This is a genomic window from Micromonospora sp. LZ37 (genome assembly GCF_059359015.1).
Genome location: NZ_JCADBL010000002.1, coordinates 112,883 through 129,577 on the forward strand (window position 1 = coordinate 112,883; position 16,695 = coordinate 129,577).

At 71.5% G+C, this 16,695-nt stretch carries 14 protein-coding genes; 6 read left to right on the forward strand and 8 right to left on the reverse strand.

The features are described from left to right. The first annotated feature begins 242 nt into the window (after positions 1-242). Positions 243-1,535 carry a helix-turn-helix domain-containing protein gene (locus tag AC5L3Z_RS04610; RefSeq protein ID WP_494839765.1) on the forward strand — a complete coding sequence of 431 codons (1,293 nt, stop codon included), beginning with the start codon at positions 243-245 and terminating at the stop codon, positions 1,533-1,535. Between the two features lie 31 nt (positions 1,536-1,566). Here the strand turns inward: AC5L3Z_RS04610 and AC5L3Z_RS04615 are convergent, their stop codons facing one another. The 8 genes from AC5L3Z_RS04615 to AC5L3Z_RS04650 form a co-directional block, all read right to left on the reverse strand. Further along, complete coding sequence (locus AC5L3Z_RS04615; protein WP_494839767.1) at positions 1,567-2,460, reverse strand: EamA family transporter; 894 nt, start codon at positions 2,458-2,460, stop codon at positions 1,567-1,569. Beyond that, positions 2,403-3,665 (reverse strand): MFS transporter, encoded by a 1,263-nt coding sequence (locus AC5L3Z_RS04620; protein ID WP_494839769.1) that lies wholly within the window; start codon positions 3,663-3,665, stop codon positions 2,403-2,405. Before AC5L3Z_RS04620 ends, AC5L3Z_RS04615 begins: the two co-directional genes overlap by 58 nt. Before the next feature lie 65 nt (positions 3,666-3,730). Beyond that, the gene (locus tag AC5L3Z_RS04625) at positions 3,731-4,972 is read right to left on the reverse strand and encodes a condensation domain-containing protein (RefSeq protein WP_494839771.1); all 1,242 of its coding nucleotides are present in this window, start codon (positions 4,970-4,972) and stop codon (positions 3,731-3,733) included. After that, the gene (locus AC5L3Z_RS04630; RefSeq protein WP_494839773.1) at positions 4,969-6,084 is read right to left on the reverse strand and encodes an iron-containing alcohol dehydrogenase; all 1,116 of its coding nucleotides are present in this window, start codon (positions 6,082-6,084) and stop codon (positions 4,969-4,971) included. Before AC5L3Z_RS04630 ends, AC5L3Z_RS04625 begins: the two co-directional genes overlap by 4 nt. Continuing rightward, positions 6,081-7,286: a phosphoglycerate kinase gene (gene pgk, locus AC5L3Z_RS04635; RefSeq protein WP_494839774.1), complete on the reverse strand. Its 1,206-nt coding sequence runs from the start codon at positions 7,284-7,286 to the stop codon at positions 6,081-6,083. The genes AC5L3Z_RS04630 and pgk overlap by 4 nt, the downstream gene beginning before the upstream one ends. Further along, positions 7,276-8,364: an N-acetyl-gamma-glutamyl-phosphate reductase gene (gene argC / locus AC5L3Z_RS04640; RefSeq protein ID WP_494839776.1), complete on the reverse strand. Its 1,089-nt coding sequence runs from the start codon at positions 8,362-8,364 to the stop codon at positions 7,276-7,278. The genes pgk and argC overlap by 11 nt, the downstream gene beginning before the upstream one ends. Then, positions 8,361-9,425, reverse strand: coding sequence for a zinc-dependent alcohol dehydrogenase (locus AC5L3Z_RS04645; protein WP_494839778.1), 1,065 nt, complete (start codon positions 9,423-9,425; stop codon positions 8,361-8,363). The genes argC and AC5L3Z_RS04645 overlap by 4 nt, the downstream gene beginning before the upstream one ends. Continuing rightward, positions 9,425-10,393, reverse strand: a complete 969-nt coding sequence (locus tag AC5L3Z_RS04650) for a hydroxyacid dehydrogenase (RefSeq protein ID WP_494839779.1) — start codon at positions 10,391-10,393, stop codon at positions 9,425-9,427. Before AC5L3Z_RS04650 ends, AC5L3Z_RS04645 begins: the two co-directional genes overlap by 1 nt. Before the next feature lie 292 nt (positions 10,394-10,685). On the opposite strand from AC5L3Z_RS04650, the gene AC5L3Z_RS04655 reads away from it, so the two are divergent. From AC5L3Z_RS04655 to AC5L3Z_RS04675, 5 genes are read left to right on the forward strand one after another with little or no spacing between them, the layout of a single operon-like run. After that, positions 10,686-11,828 (forward strand): pyridoxal-phosphate-dependent aminotransferase family protein, encoded by a 1,143-nt coding sequence (locus tag AC5L3Z_RS04655; protein WP_494839781.1) that lies wholly within the window; start codon positions 10,686-10,688, stop codon positions 11,826-11,828. Between the two features lie 23 nt (positions 11,829-11,851). After that, positions 11,852-12,850: a 2,3-diaminopropionate biosynthesis protein SbnA gene (gene sbnA, locus AC5L3Z_RS04660; protein WP_494839783.1), complete on the forward strand. Its 999-nt coding sequence runs from the start codon at positions 11,852-11,854 to the stop codon at positions 12,848-12,850. Continuing rightward, positions 12,847-13,899 (forward strand): 2,3-diaminopropionate biosynthesis protein SbnB, encoded by a 1,053-nt coding sequence (sbnB, locus tag AC5L3Z_RS04665; RefSeq protein WP_494839785.1) that lies wholly within the window; start codon positions 12,847-12,849, stop codon positions 13,897-13,899. Before sbnA ends, sbnB begins: the two co-directional genes overlap by 4 nt. Beyond that, on the forward strand, positions 13,896-15,557 hold the full coding sequence (locus tag AC5L3Z_RS04670) for an amino acid adenylation domain-containing protein (protein ID WP_494839786.1): 1,662 nt from the start codon (positions 13,896-13,898) through the stop codon (positions 15,555-15,557). The genes sbnB and AC5L3Z_RS04670 overlap by 4 nt, the downstream gene beginning before the upstream one ends. Then, positions 15,547-16,680, forward strand: a complete 1,134-nt coding sequence (locus AC5L3Z_RS04675) for a nucleotidyltransferase domain-containing protein (RefSeq protein WP_494839788.1) — start codon at positions 15,547-15,549, stop codon at positions 16,678-16,680. The genes AC5L3Z_RS04670 and AC5L3Z_RS04675 overlap by 11 nt, the downstream gene beginning before the upstream one ends. The last annotated feature ends 15 nt before the right edge of the window (positions 16,681-16,695 follow it).

Consider the following 16,695-nt stretch of genomic DNA (forward strand, 5'->3'; position numbering starts at 1 on the left):
CGGCAAGCCGCCGAACCCACATCTAAAACACCTTCTAGAATCCCGCGCTCACCGGGCCGGCAATGTCACCGGCCCTTGACGGTCGCCGATCGAAGACCCTAACATCGCCAACGTAAATCGCTTGCGAAATGAAAAAAACGGTCGAGTCGAATTGGCACTGGTTGTTCGACAGAGCCCCATTCCGAACAGCGGTGGCGCGGAACACATTACCTGAAAAGCGTCAGGGACCAAACGGGGAAACGATGATCGCCGACGTCAGACCACCTTTCGGGCAATTACTCAGAGCACTGAGGAACAAACAGAACCTAACCCAGGGAGAATTGTCGGAGACGTCGACGGTCAGCGCGCGGAGCATTCGAAATCTGGAGTCCGGACGCGCCTTGGTCCCGCGCAAACAGACCGTTCTGCTGCTGGCCGACGCCCTCCAACTGACCGGCAGTTCGCGTGCCGACTTCCTGGCCGCGGCGAACCCGCACGACCTCGGCCGGCTCGCCACCTTGAGCACCGCCCCTCCCGTCACCTCGCTCCCCCGGCACCCGGACCCGATCATCGGGCGTGAACGCACCGTACGGCTGGCCGGAAAGCTGCTGCGGTCCGGCGACGCACGGTGGATCTCCTTGAGCGGCCTCGTCGGTGTCGGCAAGACACGAGTGGCGCAGGCGGTGGCGCAGGACTTTCACGCCGGCACCCGAGGGCCGGTCGTCTGGGTGAGCGAGGAGGAGCCGCACCTCTCCACACAGGTCCGTGAACTCCTGAAGAACCAGGCGGTGGGCCAGCTGACCGAGCTGCTCGGCAATTCCCCCGCCCTGCTCGTCGTGGACAACCTCCAACAGCTGCGCATTCTTCCGGCGGCCATCGCCCGCACCCTGGATCTCTGCCCGAACCTGCGGTTGCTCACCTGTGACCGGGAACCGTCCCGGCATCGAACGAGTCATGAGCTACCGATCTCGCCGCTGGCCGCGCCGGAGCAGATCGAGGGCACGGAGGTCGACCGGCTGACGGAGTACCCGGCGGTGCGGCTTCTCCTGGCCCACCTGCACCGCCTGCGGCCGGACGACCCGGTGACCGACTCCACGGTCATCGCGGTGGCGCACATCGCCCACGCGCTCGACGGGCTTCCGCGCGCGCTGCTGGCGGCGGCTTCCTGGCTTCCCCTCTACGAATCACGACGGTTGATCGAGCTCGCGCGGCGCACGCCGCTCATGCTCACGGAGACGATCACCGATGACCTCGGCGACCGCCGCCACGACCTCGTCGCCGCGCTCACCGCCTCGATCGACGGCCTTGCCGATACCCACGGGGACATGCTCCACCGGCTCGCCCACCTGCCGGAGCCGTGGTCTCTCGGCATCGCGGCGCGCGAGGTCGGCGACACGATGCCCCGGACCACCGCGATCGTCAACGGCCTGCTCCAGCGCGGTCTGATCCGGCCGGTGGAGCGCGCCGACGGCGAATTCGGCCAGTTCCGGTTGCCGAACCTCGTCCGGCACGTGCTGGCGCGGCCCAGCAGCAGGCGATCGCCGATGGCGGCTTGACCCCGTCGCGGGCGGCTTGAACCCCGTCGCGTCATCCGGCGAGCTGGAAGATCACGATGCCGGCGACCACCGTGCAGGCCGCCGCGATCCGCCCGCCGGTCACGCGTTCCTTGAAGACGACGACTCCGAGAAGCAGGCTCACCACGACCCCGGTCTCGCGCAACGCGGCGACGGCGGCGAGCGGCGCGACCGACTGCGCCAGGATGACCACGCCGTAGCTGATCGTGGAGATGACGCCGGCGCCCAGCCCGGTACGCCACTGCTCGGCGACTGCGGCGCGCAGCCGCCGCCCGCCCAGCAGCAGCGCCCACCCGATCACCACCGGCCCCAGCCCGGCGAAGAGCCAGGCCGCGTACGCCAGCGGGTCGCCCGCCTGGCGTACCCCGATGCCGTCCAGGATCGTGTACGCCGCGATCGAGATGCCGGTCGTCAGAGCCGTCCAGGGCCCACGCGACCCGGCCCGTCCCGCGGGCACCGCCAGCGCGAGCAGGCCCACCGCGACGGATGCGAGCCCGAGCAGCTGCCGCCCGCTGAACCGCTCGCCGAGCACCGCGATCGCGACGAAGCCGCTGAACAACACGGCGCTCCCCCGGGCCAGCGGATACATCTGCGAAAAGTCGCCGACGCGGTAGGACGCGGCGAGCAGCGACAGGTAGACGACGTGGGCGACGATGGAGGCGCCGAGCCACGGCCACGACGCCGGCGCCGGCACGCCGACGAAGCCGAGACACAGCAGGCCGATGGCGGCCTGACCGGCGCCGATGAGCGCGAGCCCGGAGTAGGGATCGGAGTTCGCCTTCGCCAGCGCGTTCCAGGCCGCGTGCAGGGCACCGGCCACCAGGACGGCGGCGAACGGCAGCCACCCGGTCAGGCGGCGCGCTCCGACGCCGGGATCGCGCGTACGGCGGCGGCGAACAGGACCCAACCCACGATCAACGCGGCGGCGATCACGACGACGCCGGTGCGCAGGCCCAGCCACTCACCGGCCATGCCACCCACGAAAGCTCCCACCGGCAGGGCGCCGAGCGCCACCATGCGGAACGCGGCGGTGACCCGGCCGAGCGCCGAAGGGTCGGTGCGGGCCTGCCGCTGACTGACGTTGAAGACGTTGAAGACGGAAAGCCCGACGCCGTAGAGGGCGAAGGAGATCACGATCAGTGCCATGGACACCGGCCCGCGCCCCTGGGCGAGCGGGATCAGGACCGGACCGAAGGAGGCCACCCCCATCCCGATGATCAGGGTGCGGGCGATGCCCCACCGTTCGCCGAGCCGCCTGGCCACGAAGGACCCGGCCACCGCGCCGGCGCCACCGAGCGCGATGCAGAGACCGACCTGCCAGGTCTCGAAACCCAGCGTACGCACGGCGAAGATCACGAAGAGCGTGAGCAGTGCCTGCTCGCAGAAGTTGAACCAGCTGCCCTCGATCATCAGGGTCCGCAGCAGCCGGTCTCGCCAGAGCAGCCGGAAGCCGTGCGTGAAGCGGTACCGGAACGACTCCGCCGCCTCGCTGTGCGCGCCGCGCGGCTCCTCACGACGCCGGATCAGCGCCAGCGACACCGTGGCGAGCGCGTAGCTGGCCAGGTCGAGCGCGAGCGCCGCCGCCGGGGACATCACCTTCAGCAGCAGGCCGCCCAGCCCGGACCCGGACACCTGCGCGATCGAGTAGGACGCCTGCATCTTCGTGTTTCCCTCGACCAGATGCCGGCGCTCCAGCACCGACGGCAGGTAGGAGTGCCACGCCACGTCGAACACCGAGGTGAACGTGCCCATCGCGAAGACCACGACGCACCAGCTCCAGACCTGCAGGTGCCCGGCCTGCAGCAGCGCGATCGCAGCGGCGAGCACGCCGATCCGGGCCAGGTTCGTGGCGATCAGCAGACCGCGCCGCGGGAAGCTGTCCACCCAGTACCCCGCGAACGGCGTCAGGATGAGCACCGGCAGGAACTGCAGCGCCGAGATGACACCGAGCTCCGCGCTGCTGGCCGCCAGGTAGGTCACCGCGACCAGCGGAAAAACGAGCTGGGTGGCGAACGTGCCCACCAGCGAGACCGACTGTCCCAGCCAGAGCTTCAGGAAGTCCGGATGGCGCCAGAGTTCACCACCGCGCGGCGCACGCCGCGCGGTACGCACGGCCGGCTCATTGTCTTTCAAGGACGGCATCGCGTCTCCAGGGGACGAGCCGGAGTGATCCGGGGTCATTCATCACGGCCAGCAGCTTCGATGACCCTTTGGCGTATCCCGTGCAGGATCGCACTGGCGGTCGCGGCTGCTGCCGGTCCGGCCGGTATGCGCAGGATCATCCTAACGTGGCGATCTTCGATGGCTCGCAGGTACCAGCGGGGCCCCACGCTCGACGGCGCCGCCGCCCAGGTCATCAGGCCGTCGTCCGGCGGAGCCGCGACCACCGCGTCTGCCGGAAGCGGGGAGACCGAGATGAAGTTGAACGAGCAACTGCTGTCGTACTGGCCCTGGGTGAAACCGGCCTCGGTCAGCCGACGGCGCAGTCGGTCCGTGTCGTAGACGCCGTGCCGGTACGCCCGCATGGTCCGCCCGCCGACCCGGTCGAGGAGGGTCGCGAGGTCCAGCTCCGCACTGTCCTCCAGGAGCAGCCAGACCCACTGGTTCATGGAGGTGACGACGTGCTCCCGGCGGGCGTCGAACCGGTTGGACGACATGATTCGGACCATGGTGCGGCTGTCCCGCCCCGTAGCCGCCAACGCCGAGCAGTACGCCGCCAGCAGCACGGTCCCCACCGACGTCCGGCTCCGGGCGGCCAGCCGGCGTGCGGCGACGGCCGTAGCCGCGCAGGACAGCGTCGCCTCCACCAGCGGCGCGGCCAGATCGGCCGGCGCCGGAGCGGAGCGTTCGAGCTGCCCGTCCCAGTACCCGGCGGCCGCGTCGCTGCGCCGCCGGCCGGCCGGGCTGTGTTCGTAGCGGGCCAGCTCCACCGGTCCCGAGCCGCCGTCCGGCAACGGGTGCCGCAGCGCGCGGTACAGGTCGTCGCGGAGGCTCAGCAGGCCGAGGCCGTCGGTGACGATGTGGTGTGCGCTCAGCACCAGCCGGTCCGGGTCGCCCTGACCGGCCAGCACGGCATGCCACCCGGGTTCCTGGCCGAGATGGAACGCCCGCCGGCCATGCCGCCGGATCAGGGTGGCGGTGTCCCCACCCGTCCGGTCCACGTCGAGTGGAAGCGTGACCCCGTCGACGTCGTGAACCTCTTGCGTCGACTCGCCGGTCGGCGTCAGGCGGTACGTCGTCCGCAACGACTCGTGCCGCCGGAGCAACTCCCACAGGGCGTCCCGGACGGTAGCCGCAGACACCCCCGCCGGCAGCGGCCACACCTGGGTGAGGTTCGGCTCGTGCCACCGCGGCCGCGGCAGGCCTTCGATGTCGCGCCAGATGGCCAACTGGCCCAGCGTCAGCGGCTCGATCGTCACAGCGCTTCCTCGACCAGGGTGCGCAGCAGGTTCCGGTCGATCTCCGGGATGGGATCGTTGTCGAGGTTGCCGGAGACCGCGGCCAGGATCGCGTCGACGTGACCGCGGTCGATGCCGGACTTCCGCAGGCCCCCGCTCGCGCCCACGGCGGCCCGGAAGTCCTCCACCGCCTCGTGCACGTCCGCGCCCCCGAGGTGGGCAGCGACCTCGTCGAACCGGCCGCCGGCATACGGGTGCGCGTGGCGCAGCCAGGCCGGGTACAGCGCCGCGAGACCCCGCCCGTGCGAGATCGGCACGCCGAGTCCGCCCAACGCCTGCTGCAGCCGGTGCGGCAGGCAGGTGCTGGCGTTGGCGACCACGATGCCGCCCAGCAGGGCGGCGAACGCCAGGTCGTCGCGGACGGCCGGATCGTCGGGCGTCCGCACCACGCCCTCGCGCCGGTGCCCCAGCAGCTCCAGCGCGCGGCCGGCGCACCACCGGGTGAAGTTGTCGGAGCGGCGCGCCACGTATCCCTCCACCGCGTGGGCCAGGGCGTCGAAGGCCGTGTCCGCGGCCACCGCGCTCGGCACCGAGCGGGCCAGCAGCGGATCGACCAGCGCCAGACGCGGGAAGAGGTCGTCGCCGCGGATGCCCGACTTGAGGCCACGGAGCGGGTCGGTGAGTATGGCTCCGCGGGTCATCTCCGCACCGCTGCCGGCTGTGGTGGGTACGGCCACCACCGGCACCGGGTCGGGTATCGGGTCCAGCGTCCGACCGACCAGCGGGCCGACCGGACCCAGCCGGAGGCCGGCCGAGACCGCCTTCGCGGTGTCGATGGCGCTGCCGCCGCCGATGCCGACGATGACGTCGCAGCCGGCCCGGACCGCCGCCTCCACGGCCTGATCGGCTTCGACGGCCGTGGGCTCGGGAAGCACCCCGTCGAAGACGGTCACCCTGATCCCGGCATCGGCCAGGCTCTTCAGCGCGGCGTCGAGGATGCCGTGCCGGCGTACCGCCCCGCGTCCGCAGACGAGCAGTGCCGAGGTGCCGAAGGGCTGAGTTCGCCGCCCGAGTTCGGGAAGCCGGCCGCGGCCGAAGACCACCCTGGTCGGCAGGTCCAAGTTGATGATCATCTGATGTCCCCGTACGTCGCGGCGGTCCGGAGCTCGTCGAGCACCGGCGTGGTGCCGTGGGCGAGATAGTGCAGTGCGGAGCCGCCCCCGGTCGAGGTGGGGCCGTTCCACGGCAGCTCCCGAACCGTGTCGCCGCCCATCAGGAGGGTTTCCGCTCCGGACCGGCCGACGATGTCGAGGACCGCGTCGGAGCCGTCCCGGAAGCCGTCGAGATAACGGCTCGGTGTCCCGGCGACCACGCAGCGCGCGCCGCCGGCGGCGTACCCGGTGAGGGTGTCGCGCCACCGGGCCGGGATCTCGAAGTCGACGATCGCGTGCCCGGCCGGCACGCCGCGGTCGACCGGGACCGGCACGCCCGGTCCGTATCCCCGGTCACCGCGCGGCGCCACGACGACGCGTTCGGGAAGCACCAGCGTGGCCGTGTCGCTGCGCAGCACGCCGCGGGCCGCCTCCAGACACCGCTGCGGTTGCTCGCCCAGGTCGGAGTCGCCCACCTCGACACCGCGTGCCCGGAGGATCGTGTTGAGCACCACGCCGCCGGGCACCACCACGTCGTAGCGGCGGCTGAGCGCCACGAGACCCACCAGGGTCTTCTCCGGTTTGGTGCCACCCAGTACGGCGACGGACCGGCACCCGGCCGGGTCCGCCCAGGGCGTCAGGCGTGACATCTCACCGAGCACGCCGTCGGTCAACCACCCGGGCCGGTGCCGCAACACGCCGACGTTGGAGGCGTGCGACCGGTGGGCCTTGGAGAACCCGCCCACCGCGACCGCGTCGCCGAGCGCGGCGAACCGCAGGGCCAGCCGGGGATCGCAGCTCTCCTCCCCCGCGTGCCACCTGGTGTTGCCGAAGACCGTGGCGGTGCCCTCCGGCATCGCGCGTGCCGCGGCCGCGGCGCGCGGCGAGTCATTGTCCGGCAGGTAGGCGACCGGCCGGCCGAGCCGATCGCCCAGATAGGACGCGACGTGGTCGAGGTGTCCCGCGGTGCCGTCCCGGTGGCGTCCCTGATGGGACAGGATCGCGACCCGCGCGCCGGCGGACAGCAGCCGGTCCAGGTCGGCCAGTTCGACATCGACGCGTCCGGTGCTGGTCAGCGTCTCGTCGACGTTGAAGCCGGCGGAGTAGATCCACTGTTCACCCGGGCGTACCGGCCGGTCACCCAGCAACGGCACCCCGGGCGCCCGGGCGGATTCAGAGCGCATAGGCGGTGAGCCCTGCGGTCTCTGCCAGGCCCGCCATGACGTTCATGTTCTGGATGGCTGATCCGGCCGCGCCCTTGACCAGGTTGTCGGTCACCGCCACCACCTTGGTGATGTCGCGGACCGGGTCGTGATCCAGTCCGAGGTGGCAGTAGTTCGAGCCGATCACCGCGGCCAGGCTGGGATACAGCCCGTACTCCTTGTCGTTGAGCTCGCCCCGGCGCGGCGTCGTGACGACCTGGACGAAGTGTTCCTTCTCGTGCCCGGCGCCGTAGAACTCGACGTAGCGCTCCACCAGCTCGTCCCGGCTGAACGGTCTCCGGGTCCGCAGGTTGGCCTGCAGGTGAATGCCCCGGGCGAAGGTGCCGTGGGTGGTGTTGATGTCCACCTCGACCGGCGTACCGGCCAGCAGGCCGAAGTACTGCTCCAGCTCGGGCCCGTGCCGGTGCCCCTGCAGGCTGTACGCCAGCGGCGAGGTGGCCATCTCGGCGTGCAGGATCTCCCGCCGCGGCTTGCTGCCGGCCCCGCTCGTGCCGTTCAGGGCGTGTACGGCGATCGGCCGTCCCGGGTCGACGAGATCGGCCTGCAACAGCGGGGCGGCGGCCAGGATCGCCGTGATCGCGTAGCAGCCGGGGTTCGCCACCAGGCGGGCGCCGCGGATCTTCTCACGGTTCAGCTCGGTCACCCCGTACACCGCCTCCGCCGCGAGGTCGGGAGCCGCGTGCCGGCGGCCGTACGTCCGCTCGTAGGCCGCCAGGTCACCGAAGCGGAAATCGGCGCTCACGTCGATCACCCGGGCCCCGTGGTCCAGGAAGTGCCGGGCCCCGTTCATCGCCTCGCCGGACGGGGTGCAGAAGAACACCAGGTCGATCTCGGCGGCCCGTTCCCGCACCTCCTCGAGGGACTGGAACTCCAGGCCCGATGCGGCGAGGTTCGGGTGGATCTCCGCGAACGCGTCCGCGGTGCGGGCACCGGGTATCACCGTCGCCACATCGGGATGGCCGAGCAGCAGGCGGCACAATTCGCCGCCGGTGTATCCGCTCGCGCCGAGAACGGCCACGGTCAGTCGCGAACCGGTCATCGCGGCTCTCCTGTCGTCGATCGAAGCAGCACCTTGCCCACCTGCCCGCCGTTGCCGTCGAGGGCCCGCATCGCCGCGTCCGCCTCGGCCAGCGTGAAGCGGTGGGTGACCAGCGGCGCCGGGTCGACCGTCCCGTCCGCCAGCCAACCGATCACGTCACCGAAGTCGCGGGGTGTGGACAGGGCGGAGAAGCGGACGGTCAGCTCCCGGGAGACGAACGGGTTGAGGTCGATCTCCTGCGGTCGCTCGAAATAGCTGACCACCACCACGGTCCCGCCCGGCCGGGTGAGGGCGCAGGCGTCCCGCAGGACGCCGGGATGGCCCGACGCCACGACGGTCACGTACGGCTCGTGGCCCAGCCGCTCGGTCAGCGCCGGCACGAGGTTCTCCCGGTCGGCGTCGACGTATCCGGCGGCGCCGAGGCGGCTCGCGATCCGCCCCTTCGCCTCGCCCCGGTCCACGCACACCACCGGCCCGAGGCCGAGCGCGCGGGCGGCGATCAGGCAGGACATGCCGATCGATCCGGAGCCCAGCACGGCGACGCCAGGGTGTGCCGGTGTGCCGGCGAGCCGCACCGCGTGCAACCCGATCGACAGCGGCTCCACCAGCGCGCCCTTCTCCGCCTCCAGCCCGGGAGGCAGCCGGAACGTCGAGTTCTGGCGCAGGATCACGTAGTCGGCGAAGGAGCCCTGCCAGCCCGCGTGCGACAGGTTGCTGCGGTCCGAGCACAGGTGCGGCTCGTCGCGGCGGCAGGCCGCGCACCCCTCGCACGGCGAGAAGGCCGCGGCGCAGACCAGGTCACCGGGCTGGAACGCGGTCACGCCGGGGCCGACGCGGACGACCGTGCCGGCCAGCTCGTGGCCGAGGATGATCGGCGCCTTCTTGTACGGGTGGGTGCCGCGGTAGGTGGCCAGGTCGGAGCCGCAGATGCCGGAGGCGGCGACTCGTACGAGCAGCTCGCCCGGGCCGGGGTCGGGAACCGGCACCTCGAGGTGTTCGATGCGACGAACGTCGGTCAGCACGGCCGCGGACATCCGCTCGCCGGGGCGTACGGCGGTCATCAGCACACCCGATTGGCGGCGTCGCCACCGTCGAGCGCGATACGCAGGTTGTCGACCACCAGACGGCCGATCGCCCGCTGCGCGTCCAGCGACATCCCGCCCAGGTGCGGGGTGACCACCACGTTCTCCAGCGTGGCGAGTTTCGTCGCGCCGCCCTCGGCCTTGAACACGTCCAGCGCGGCGCCGGCGATGGTGCCGTCGGCCAGCGCGGCGACCAGGGCGTCCTCGTCGACCACGCCACCGCGGGACACGTTGACCAGCACCGCGGTACGCCTCATCCGGGCCAGTTCCGGTGCGCCGATCAGACCCCGGCTCCGGTCGTTCAGTGGCAGGGCCAGGCACACCACGTCCGCTTCCGCCAGCAACTCGGGCAGCGGCATCAGGGTGATGCCCCGCTCCGCTTCCCGCTGCCGGCGTTCGACGTCCATCCGCGCCACGGTGGCGATCGTGCGCATCGAGAAGCCCCGGGCCAGCTTCGCCACCCGGGAGCCGATGGCGCCGAGACCGACGAGTCCCAGGGTGCGGCCGTGCAACTCCCAACCGCCCAGCTCCGACTTGCGCCACTGCCCGTCCCGCAGGTAGCGGTCGGCCCGGGGGATGTGCCGGGCGAGGGCCAGCAGCAGGCCGAAGACGAGCTCCGCGACCGCGTTCGCCGAGCCGCCCGGCACGTTGAACACCTGGATGCCGGCCGCCTGTGCCGCGTCCAGGTCGATGTTGTCGGTGCCGGATCCGGCGCGGGCGATGACCTTCAGGCGGCGGGCCCCGGCGAGCACCGGGCCGGTCAGGTTGACTCCACTTCGCAGGATCACCGCGTCGGCGTCCCGGACCGCGGCCGGCACGTCGGCCCGGGGCAGGCCGATCCGCACGTCCACGTCGTACCGTTCGCGGAGCGCCGCCAGAGCCTCGTCGTCGATCGGGTCGAGCAACACCACGCGGAGGGTGGCACCCGTCTCGGGGATCGCGCGCAACGTCCTCTCCTCTGCTCTGCCGGTGCCATGACCGGCCCTCGCATTGTTGAGACCGCCGGCCGCCGAGTCCAGTTCACCGGACACCCCTTAGAGAACCTTCTAGTAGCGGCACCGGCTGCAGCCTTAGAAGCGCTTCTAAGAGCGCCGGCACGGCCACCGGAAAAGTGCCGCACCCGTGCCATGCTTCGTCCTGCCCGGCATGGCGACGAAAGGCGTCCGCCTATTTCCGCAACCCGGGAATGGATTGTCACCCGGACGACGCGACACGCACGCGAGAACCGAAGGGAACCCCATGCTGCAGGAACGCACCGTGCCACCGACCGCGTCCGTGCTCCTCAACCCCGGGCCGGTCAATGTGCACGCAGACGTACGTGAGGCGCTGACGTACCCCGACATCTGTCACCGCGAGGGCGAGGTCGCCGCGCTGATGCGACGGGTCCGGCGCAACGTCACCACGCTCTGCGGGGGCGGCGAAGAAGACGACACCGTTCTGCTGACCGGTTCCGGCACCGCCGCGTTGGAGGCGGCTGTCTCCTCCATCGTCCCGGCCGACGGAAAGATTCTCGTTCTCGACAACGGCAACTACGGCGAACGTCTTTATCGGATCACCGCGGTGCACGGTATCGCGCATACCCGGCTCGAATTCGGATGGAACGAACCGATCGATGTGGCCCGGGTGGATCGGGCGCTCGCCGACGACCCGGCGATCACTCACGTCGCCATGGTCCAGCACGAGACGAGCACCGGGATGCTGAATCCGGTGCGGGAGGTCGGCGCGGTCGTCGCACGGCACGGCAGGTCGCTGGCGGTCGACGCGATCAGCAGCCTGGGGTGCGAGGAGTTCGACCTGCACGCCGATCACGTCGACTGGTGCATCGGCACCGCGAACAAATGTCTCGAGGGACTACCCGGCATCAGTTTCGTGACCGCGCCCAAGGCCCGGCTGCACGCCCTGTCCACGGTCCCCCCGCGCAGCTACTACCTGGACCTGTACGGCCACTACATCTCCCAGGAGGAGCGCGACGCGCCACTGTTCACGCCCGCCGTCCAGGTGCTGTACGCGTTCGACCGGGCCGTGGACCGCGCCCTGGCCGAGACGGTCGCCGGCCGAGCCGCCCGCTACGCCGCCCTGGCCGAGCAGCTGCGCGAGGGGCTGCGGGCACGCGGCCTCGAGCTGTTGCTGCAGCCGGAGCACCTCAGCAACAGCGTGACGAACGTCTACCTGCCGCACGGCGTCGCGTACGCCGATCTGCACGACGGGCTCAAGGCGGAGGGCTTCACCGTGTACGGCGTGCAGGCCCAGCTCGGGGAGGTGTTCCGGGTCGCCAACATGGGCCAGCTGAACAGCGCGCACATCGACGCCTTCCTCGCCGCCCTGGAACGGGTTCTGACCAGGTTCAGCCACCCGGCGGATCGGGCGCCCGCCCGCGTCTGAGCACCGGCACAACGGAGAACCTGATGCCAGTGATCTCGGGACCACACGAACTGCTGGAGTCCGACATCTACCTGGACCTGAGGTCGATGACCGGACGAGACCTGCACCTGAAGTGCGAGGGCTTCAACTTCGCCGGATCTATCAAGATCCGGACTGCGGCCGGGCTCTTCGCCGCCGCCGAGCGCGACGGCCTGATCCGCCCGGACTCGATCCTCATCGAGTCCTCGTCCGGCAACCTCGGTGTGGCGATGAGCGTGCTCGCGGCCGCGCGGGGGATGCCCTTCGTCTGCGTGACGGACCCGCGCTGCAACCCCACCACGGTACGGCTGATGCGCTCGCTCGGCGCCCGCATCGTCCGCGTCGAGGACCTCGACGAGAACGGCGGCTATCTCGGCAGCCGGCTCGACTACGTACGGCGGCAATGCGCCGAGGACTCCCGCTATGTCTGGCTCAACCAGTACCAGAACGCGGCGAGCTGGCAGGCACACTACGACTGGACCGCGCCCGGGATCGCGAAGGCGATACCGGACCTGGACGTTCTCTTCGTCGGCGCGGGGACCGGTGGCACGGTGATGGGCTGCGCCCGGTACTTCCGGGACAACGGCGGCCGGACCCGTGTGGTGGCCGTGGACGCCGTGGGCTCGGTGGCGTTCGGCCACCCGGCGCAGGCCCGGCTCATCCCCGGCCTCGGCTCCAGCGTCCGGCCGCCCCTGCTCGACCCGGAGCTGGTCGATGACGTCGTCCACGTCTCCGAGCCGGACACCATCCGGGCCTGCCGGGCTCTGGCGTCCGCCGGGATGTTGCTCGGCGGCTCCAGCGGCACCGTGCTCTCCGGGGCCCTGAGCTGGCTGACCGAACACGACCCGAACCGGCGGCTGCGTGCCGCTGCCATCGCCCCGGACCTGGGTGACAGGTACGTCGAGACGATCTACGACGACGAATGGGTGACCGCGAACTTCGGTCCCCGTGTGCTGACCAAGCCGGACGCCCCGGTCATCACGACAGCAAGGAGTGACCTGTGACCGATCAGCTTTCCGCCCCGGCCTTCGCGGTCGTGCCGGGCCGCCTGGTGGAAGAGGTGGTGACCGGCGGGGAACAGGCCGTCATCGACGTCATCGAGAAGGCGTACCGGCTGCACGGCGCAGGGCGCACGGTGAATCCGCCGTCGTACTTCCTGCGCTTCCCGGAGCAGCCGGCGAACCGCATCATCGCGCTGCCGGCCGCGGTGGGCGGGGACATCGGGCTGGCCGGGCTGAAGTGGATCTCCAGCTTCCCGGGCAACATCACCGGTGGCCTGCCGCGGGCGTCGGCCGTGCTGATCCTCAACGACCTCGCCACCGGCTATCCGATCGCCTGCCTGGAGAGCTCGATCATCAGCGCGGCCCGTACCGCCGCGTCGGCCGCGCTGGCCACCCGCGTCCTGTCCGCCGGGCGGCCGGTGCCGCGCCGGCTCGGCATCTTCGGCGCCGGCCTGATCGCCCGGTACATCCACCATTACCTGACCGCAGCCGGGTTCTCGTTCGACGAGATCTCGGTGTACGACACCGACCGCGGCCACGCCGGACGCTTCGCCGAGCATCTGCGGGACGCCACGGCGGGCACGCCGGTCACGGTGCGGGAGAAACCCGAGGATCTGGTACGCGGAAGCGACCTGCTCGTCCTCGCGACGACGGCGGCCCACCCTCACCTGGAAGAGGTCAGCTGGTTCGAGCACCATCCGCTCGTCCTCCACGTCTCCCTGCGCGACCTGGGCGTCGACGTCATCACCAACAGCGTCAACGTGGTGGACGACGTCGAGCACTGCCTCAAGGCGGCCACCTCGGTGCATCTGGTGGAGCAGGCGACCGGCTCGCGCGAGCACCTCGCCGGCACCCTCTACGACGCGCTCACCGGCGCGTACCTGCCTCCGGCCGACCGTACGGTGATCTTCTCGCCGTTCGGCCTCGGCGTGCTCGACATCGCGCTCGGCTGGCACGTGTACCGGGAGCTGTCGGCGCGCGGCCTCCTGGAGCCCGTCCCCGGGTTCTTCCACGAGCTGGAGCGTTACGGCAGGCCGGGAGCGACGCGATGACGGCCCTGGGCCGTCTTGCCATCACGCCGCAGCAGGCCCGCCTGGCGGCCGACCGCGGGTTGCGCAGGCACACCCCGGTCCCGCCGGGCGCCGGCGTGCACCAGGCGCTGCGGCAGCACGCCACGACCGACCCGGATCGACCGGCGATCGTCGACGGGCGGGGCGTGCTGACGTATGCCGAGGCCCGCCGGCTGGTGGACGGGGCCGCCGCGGCTCTCGCCGCGCAGGGCTGCGGCGCCGGCGACGTGGTGGCGGTCTCCGGCCCGCGCAGCGGCGGCACGATCCTGCTCTTCCTGGCGCTGGAGGTGCTGGGCGCGGTCTACCTGCCGATCGATCCGGCCTGGCCGCGGGACCGGTGTGTGACCGTCCTGCGCCGCAGCGGGGCCCGCCGGGTGGTGGCGCACTCGGGCGCTCCGGCGGAGGCGGTGGCGAAGGCGGCGGCCGACGCCGGCGTGCCGGTCCAGGTGGTCGACACCGGCGACCTGCCGGCGCCGGCCGGGAGTTCCCGCCCGCCGCACGTGCCCGCCGGCGCCGAGCCCCGGTACATCATCTACACCTCGGGTACGACCGGCGTGCCCAAGGGCGCCGTCGTCGAGCAGCGCGGCATGATGAACCACCTGCACGCGAAGGCCGACGATCTCGACCTGGGCCCGGGCGACGTGATCGCCTTCACCGCGCCGCTGGCGTTCGACATCTCGATCTGGCAGATGCTGATCGCCCCGCTCACCGGCGGCACGGTCGTCGTCCTGGACGAGGGCCAGGCCACCTTCCCGCAGCGGCTCCTGCGGGCTCTGCGGGAGCACCGGGTCACGGTGGCCGAGCTCGTGCCCACCGTCATCGGTTTCCTGCTCGACCAGCTGTCCCGGGCGGGTGCTGCCACCGCCCCGCTACCGGCCCTGCGATGGCTGATCTCGACCGGGGAGGAGCTGCACCCGGCGCTGGCGGCCCGCGCGCTGCGGACGTTGCCGGCGGCGCGGCTGCTCAACGCGTACGGGCCCACCGAGTGCTCGGACGACGTGACGCACCACGTGGTCACCCTCGCGGACACCGAGGGCCGCCGGCTGCCGGTCGGTGGGCCGGTCGCGAACACGGCCCTGTACGTCCTCGTGCAGGACGGTGACGGGTGGCGCGCGGCCGGCGACGACGAGGCGGGCGAGCTGTTCGTGGGCGGCCTCGGCGTAGGGGCCGGCTATGTCGACGAACCGGCGGCGACCACCGCGGCGTTCTTCGCCGACGAGCTCGACCCGGCCTCGCCGACCGGCCGGCTCTACCGCACCGGCGACCTGGCCGCGATCCGCGAGGGCGTCGTGCACTACCTCGGGCGGCGCGACCGGCAGGTGAAGGTCTCCGGCGTCCGCATCGAACTGGACGAGGTGGAGGCGGTGATCGAACGGCACCCCGGGGTGGCCCGGTGCGCTGCCGTCACCGCCGAGGCGGACGGCCGCACCGAGCTGCTGGCGTACGTCGTCACCGCCGGCCCGGCGGTCGACGCCGACGAGCTCACCGCGTTCCTGCAGGAACACGTGCCGCCCGCGCTGATTCCGCGCCGCTGGCGCTGGCTCGCGAGCCTGCCCCTGACCCCCAACGGCAAGACCGACTACCAGGCCATCGCGCGCTGGTCGCACGACCGGAAGGAGAACCTCGACCATGCGGGCTGAGCCACCGGAACTCCCGGCGCACGCCACCCTCCTGCTACTGATGGCCGACGCGTCGCTCAGTCGCGAGACCGCCGAGCAATGCCGCAAGATCATCGCCGCGGGTGCCGTGGACTGGGGCCGCTTCGTGGACGCGGCGGGACGGCACAAGCTGCTGCCGCTGGTGAGCCGGCACATCCAGGACCACCGGCTGGACCGGGGGGACACCGGGGACGGATCGCAGGGCCTCCCGTACTTCTGGCTCTACCCCTACACCTATCTGGGCAACCGCAACCGCAACCTGGCGCTCGCGGACGAGTTCGCCAAGGTCTTCACCGGCCTGGAAGAGGCCGGCATCCGGTACGCGGTGCGCAAGGGCTTCGTGCTCGCCGAGCGCTACCACGACGTTGGCGCACGCCGGATCAACGACCTGGACATCCTCGTCGAGCGCGCGGACGCGCCCGTCGTGCACGAGCTGCTCACCGAGCTCGGCTACACGCAGGGCAAGATCTCGCGGACGTCGGAACGGATCGAACCGTTCGACCGGGAGACGCAACTGTTCTGGCGGATCAACCTGAGCAACCAGCTGCCGTACGTCAAGGCCGGCGGCCGCCCGGACGTCCCGGTCTTCAACGTGGACGTCTGTCACCACCTGTTCCAGCGCAACGTCGGCGTCGACGCGCCGACCGGCGAGATCCTGGCCCGGCGCGAACCCATGGTGCTCTGCGGGCGGCCGTCGTGGGCGCTGAGCCTCACCGACCAGGTTCTCGACCTCTGCTCGCATCTGCACAAGGAGGCGACCGGCCTGATGTTCGTGGCCGGGGGCATCGACCTGCAGATCAGCAAGTTCCTCGATCTCGCCCTCACCTGCCGGCTCCTCGACAGGGAGGACTGGGCGGACTTCCTGCGCCGTACCGACGGCTACGGCGCCGGACGGGTGGTCTTCTACTCGCTGCACTTCACCGAGCGGCTCTATCCCGGCGTCGTGCCCGCCGACGTCCTGGCGGCCCTCCGCCCCGACGACCTGACCTACCTCGACGTCGTGGGCGAACGGGACGGCAGGCCCACGGCCTGGACCGTGCCCTTCCCGGAGCGGCTCTTCGTCACGGAACGTGAGGCCGCCGACTCCACGGTGCCGCACCGGTAGGGCCACCATCTGAAA

Excerpts from the sequence above, each read along its gene's own strand:
- AC5L3Z_RS04610 (WP_494839765.1), top strand. The coding sequence starts at position 243 with ATGATCGCCGACGTCAGACCACCTTTCGGGCAATTACTCAGAGCACTG.
- AC5L3Z_RS04630 (WP_494839773.1), bottom strand. The coding sequence starts at position 6,084 with ATGATCATCAACTTGGACCTGCCGACCAGGGTGGTCTTCGGCCGCGGC.
- pgk (WP_494839774.1), bottom strand. The coding sequence starts at position 7,286 with ATGCGCTCTGAATCCGCCCGGGCGCCCGGGGTGCCGTTGCTGGGTGAC.
- argC (WP_494839776.1), bottom strand. The coding sequence starts at position 8,364 with ATGACCGGTTCGCGACTGACCGTGGCCGTTCTCGGCGCGAGCGGATAC.
- AC5L3Z_RS04645 (WP_494839778.1), bottom strand. The coding sequence starts at position 9,425 with ATGACCGCCGTACGCCCCGGCGAGCGGATGTCCGCGGCCGTGCTGACC.
- AC5L3Z_RS04655 (WP_494839781.1), top strand. The coding sequence starts at position 10,686 with ATGCTGCAGGAACGCACCGTGCCACCGACCGCGTCCGTGCTCCTCAAC.
- sbnA (WP_494839783.1), top strand. The coding sequence starts at position 11,852 with ATGCCAGTGATCTCGGGACCACACGAACTGCTGGAGTCCGACATCTAC.
- AC5L3Z_RS04670 (WP_494839786.1), top strand. The coding sequence starts at position 13,896 with ATGACGGCCCTGGGCCGTCTTGCCATCACGCCGCAGCAGGCCCGCCTG.
- AC5L3Z_RS04675 (WP_494839788.1), top strand. The coding sequence starts at position 15,547 with ATGCGGGCTGAGCCACCGGAACTCCCGGCGCACGCCACCCTCCTGCTA.